General features: G+C 73.2%; 2 protein-coding genes. Both read right to left on the bottom strand.

All coding sequences use genetic code 11. The features are described 5' to 3' along the window. Nucleotides 1–1,457: type I polyketide synthase (locus tag SZN_RS35960; protein ID WP_139063677.1), on the bottom strand; the 1,457-nt coding region annotated here is incomplete at its 3' end. Between the two features lie 32 nt (nucleotides 1,458–1,489). Then, nucleotides 1,490–4,077 (bottom strand): type I polyketide synthase (locus tag SZN_RS35955; protein ID WP_007505324.1); only part of this gene is annotated, 2,588 nt, incomplete at its 5' end.

The following is a 4,077-nucleotide window of genomic DNA, read 5'->3' as shown; positions in this document are numbered from 1 at the left end:
CCAGACGGCTCCACCCCGGACACCGGCACAACCCCACCCGACGAAACAGGCGCCTGCTCCAACACCACATGCGCATTCGTCCCGCTGGCGCCGAAGGAGGACACCGCGGCCCGACGCGGGCGGCCGGTCTCCGGCCAGACGCGGCGCTCGGTGAGGAGGGCGATGTCCCCGCTGTTCCAGTCGACCTTGGGGGTCGGGTCGTCCAGGTGCAGGGACTTGGGCAGCACTCCGTGGTACATGGCCATGACCATCTTCATGACGCCGCCCATGCCGGCGGCTGCCTGGGCATGACCGATGTTGGACTTCAGCGAACCCAGATACAGCGGGTGCCCGTCCGTGCGGTCCTGGCCATAGGTGGCCAACAACGCCTGCGCCTCGATCGGGTCACCCAGCGTGGTACCGGTACCGTGCGCCTCCACCGCGTCGACCTCGGCGGCAGAGAGCCGGGCGGCGGCGAGCGCCTGGCGGATGACCCGCTGCTGGGCGGGGCCGTTGGGGGCGGTGAGGCCACTGCTGGCACCGTCCTGGTTGACGGCGGTGCCGCGGACGACGGCCAGCACGGGGTGGCCGTTGCGGACGGCGTCCGAGAGACGCTCGACGAGCAGGACGCCCGCACCCTCCGCCCAGCCCGTGCCGTCGGCCGAAGCGGCGAACGCCTTGCACCGCCCGTCCGGCGACAGACCACGCTGCCGGCTGAAACCGATGAACACGTCGGGTGTGGCGAGGACGGTCACCCCGGCGGCGAGAGCCATCGTGCACTCGCCCTGTCGGAGAGCGGTCACGGCGAGGTGCAGCGCGGTCAGCGACGACGAGCAGGCGGTGTCGATGGTGACGGCGGGGCCTTCGAGGCCGAAGGTGTAGGCGATCCGGCCGGACAGCACACTGCCCGCGTTGCCGGTGCCTATGAACGCCTCGACATCCTGGGGCACTTGGTCCATCGGGGCGCCGTAGTCGTGGTACATGATCCCCGCGTAGACACCGGTACGGGTGCCCTTGAGGGACGTGGGGTCGATCCCGGCCCGCTCGATCGCTTCCCAGGACGTCTCCAGCAGCAGCCGCTGCTGCGGGTCCATCGCCAGCGCCTCACGCGGCGAGATCCCGAAGAACCCCGCGTCGAACTCCGCCGCGTCGTACAGGAACCCGCCCTCACGCACGTACGACTTACCCGGAGCATCCGGGTCCGGGTCGTACAGCGTGTCGAGGTTCCAGCCGCGGTCGGCGGGGAAGCCGGACACCGCGTCGCGTCCCTCGGCGACCAGGTCCCACAGTTCCTCCGGAGAGCCGACGCCGCCGGGGTAGCGGCAGGCCATGCCGACGATCGCGACGGGCTCGGCGGCGGCCGTCAGCCGGGCGTTCTCCCGTCGCAGCCGCTCGGCTTCCTTCAGCGTGTTCCGGAGGGCACCGACGACCTTGTCGTGGTCCGACCGGTCGGCGGCGTTGTCCTGGGATGGAGTCATGGCTCGTTCCTTGGCTTCGGCGCGGTCGGAGGTCACTGGTCGTTCTCGGCGAGGCGGAGGAGGTCGTCGAGGTCCATGTCGTCGATCCCGGCTGCCCCGTCGCCCTCTGCCGTGCCCTCGGGGTCCCCGTCGTGGTCGGGTGTCCCGACGGCGGCATCCGCGGTTTCCAGTCCGGCGAGGCGAACCAGCGTTTCGAGCACGCCGGCCTCCCGGAGCCGGTTGAGCGGGATGGCGGAGAGCGCCTGGCGGACGCGGCCTTCCTCGGCTGCCCGGGGGTCCGTGCCGTCGACCACGGCGAGCTCGTCGCCGAGGTAGCGGGCGAGAGCCGTCGGCGTCGGGTAGTCGAAGATGACAGTGGCGGGCAGGCGCAGTCCGGATTCGACGGCGAGCCGGTTGCGCAGTTCGACGGCCGTGAGGGAGTCGAAGCCCTGGTCGAGGAAGCCGGTCTCCGCGGCCACGGTGCCGGGGCTTCCATGCCCCAGCGCCGTCGCGGCGTGGCCCCGGACGACGTCCAGGAGCAACGCGTCACGCTTCTCGGCCGGGACGGTGGCGAGGCGCTCGGCGAGCGTCGGTCCGTCCTGGCCGCCGGTGCCGGGGTGTGCCGCCGCCATGCGGCGGGCGGGCACCCGGACCAGGTCGCGGAAGATCTGGGGCACGGGTTCGGTGACCGCTCGGGCGGCCAGTGCCCGCTGGTCGAGCGCCACCGGGACGAGCAGCGCCCGGTCCGCCGTGAGCCCCCGGTCGAACAGGGCGAGCGCCTGCTCGGTGGTCAGGGCGCGGACGCCCGCCCGGCTGCCGCGCGCCAGGTCACCGCGGTCGAGGCGGGCAGTGATGCCGCTGCTCTGCTCCCACAGGCCCCAGGCCAGGGACACACCGGGCAGCCCGAGGGTCCTGCGGTGCTGGGCGAGAGCGTCGAGGAAGGCGTTGGCGGAGGCGTAGTTGGCCTGTCCCGCGCTGCCCAGCACGCCGCTGAACGAGGAGAAGAGGACGAAGGCGGCAAGGTTCATGTGCCGCGTCAGCCGGTGCAGGTTGACGGCGGCATCGACCTTGGGCCGCAGGACCCGTGCTAGCTGTTCGGGGGTGAGGCCGCCGACGATGCCGTCGTCCGTCACGCCCGCGGCGTGGACCACGCCGCTCAGCGGGTCGTCGTCGCCGAAACCGGCGAGCACGTCGGCGAGGGCGGCAGGGTCGGCGGTGTCGCACGCGGCGATCGTGACCTGTGTCGCCCCGGCCGCGGTGAGGTCGGCGACGAGTTCGGTGACGCCGTCGGCGTCCCGTCCGCGGCGGCTGGTCAGCAGCAGCCGGCGCACGCCGTGCCGGGTGACCAGGTGACGGGCCACGAGTCCGCCGAGGGTGCCGGTGCCTCCGGTGACGAGAACGGTGCCGGCGTCCAGGCGGACGTCCGGGGCGTCCTCGGGTGCGGCTCCCGCGGCGGCGAGCACCGGCGTGAGCCGCGTCCCGGCCCGGAGCGCGAGTTGGTCCTGACCGGAGGCGGCTGCCTCGGCGAGTACGGCCCACGAGGCGACGGAGTCGTCGATGTCGACGAGGGCGAACCTGGCGGGGTGCTCGGCCTGCGCGGAGCGCACCAGGCCCCACAGGGCGGCGCCCGGCAGATCGGTGACGGCGTCACCCGCGGTCGATACGGCACCGCGCGTGACGCAGACGAGCCGGGAACCCGCGAAACGTTCGTCGGCGAGCCACCGCTGTGCGGTGGCCAGTGCCTCGGCGGAGCGTCGGTGCACCGCTGCGGTCAGGCCGTCGCCGACTGCTCCGGTGGTGGACGGCACGGCCAGCACCACGGTGTCGGGTGCTGGCGTGCCCGCGTCCATGAGCGCGATCAGCTCGTCCAGGTCGGCACATGTGTCGACGGAATCCGCGGCGTCCTTGAGCGCCGACAGGACGTCGGCGTCCGGGTGCTGGAGAACGGCCCACCGTCCGCCGCCGACCGCGGGGGCCGCGGTCGCGGCGTCGGCTACCCGCTTCCAGTCCAGGTGGAACAGGGAGTTGCCGCCGGCCGCCGCACCGAGCTCGCCCTTCACGGGGCGGGAGACGAGGCCGTCGACCACGGCCACGGTGTGTCCCGCCGCGTCGAGCAGCGTGAGCGCGACGGTGTCGGTTCCGGCCCAGGCGATGCGCACCCGTGCCGCTGCCGCGCCGGAGGCGTGCAGCTCGACTCCGTTGAACGAGAACGGCAGGCGGACGTTCTCGTCGTCGGAGCCCGCCGCGTCGAGAAGCGCGGGGTGCAGTGAGGCGTCCAGCAGAGCGGGGTGAATGCCGTAGGAAGCGGCGTCGTTGTCCTCGGGCAGGGCCACCTCCGCGAGGATGTCCGAGCCATGGCGCCACGCGGACGCCAGGCCGCGGAAGGCGTTCCCGTAGTGGTAGCCGCGATCGGCCAGCCCCTCGTAGAAGCCGTCCAGTTCGATGCGTTCGGCGTCGGCGGGCGGCCAGACCGCCAGGTCGTCCGGTTCGGCGCCGACGGGTTCGGTCAGGAGTCCGGTTGCGTGGAGGGTCCAGGTGTCGCCGTCGTCGGGACGCGAGTGCACGGCGACGGGCCGGCCACCCGTGGTGTCCGGTCCCTCGACCACGACCTGGAGCCGCACACCGCCCCGCTCCGGGAGGA

Origin of the sequence: Streptomyces zinciresistens K42, from assembly GCF_000225525.1 — a bacterium.
GTDB lineage: Bacteria > Actinomycetota > Actinomycetes > Streptomycetales > Streptomycetaceae > Streptomyces > Streptomyces zinciresistens.
This window is presented reverse-complemented; position numbering and strand designations above follow the sequence as displayed.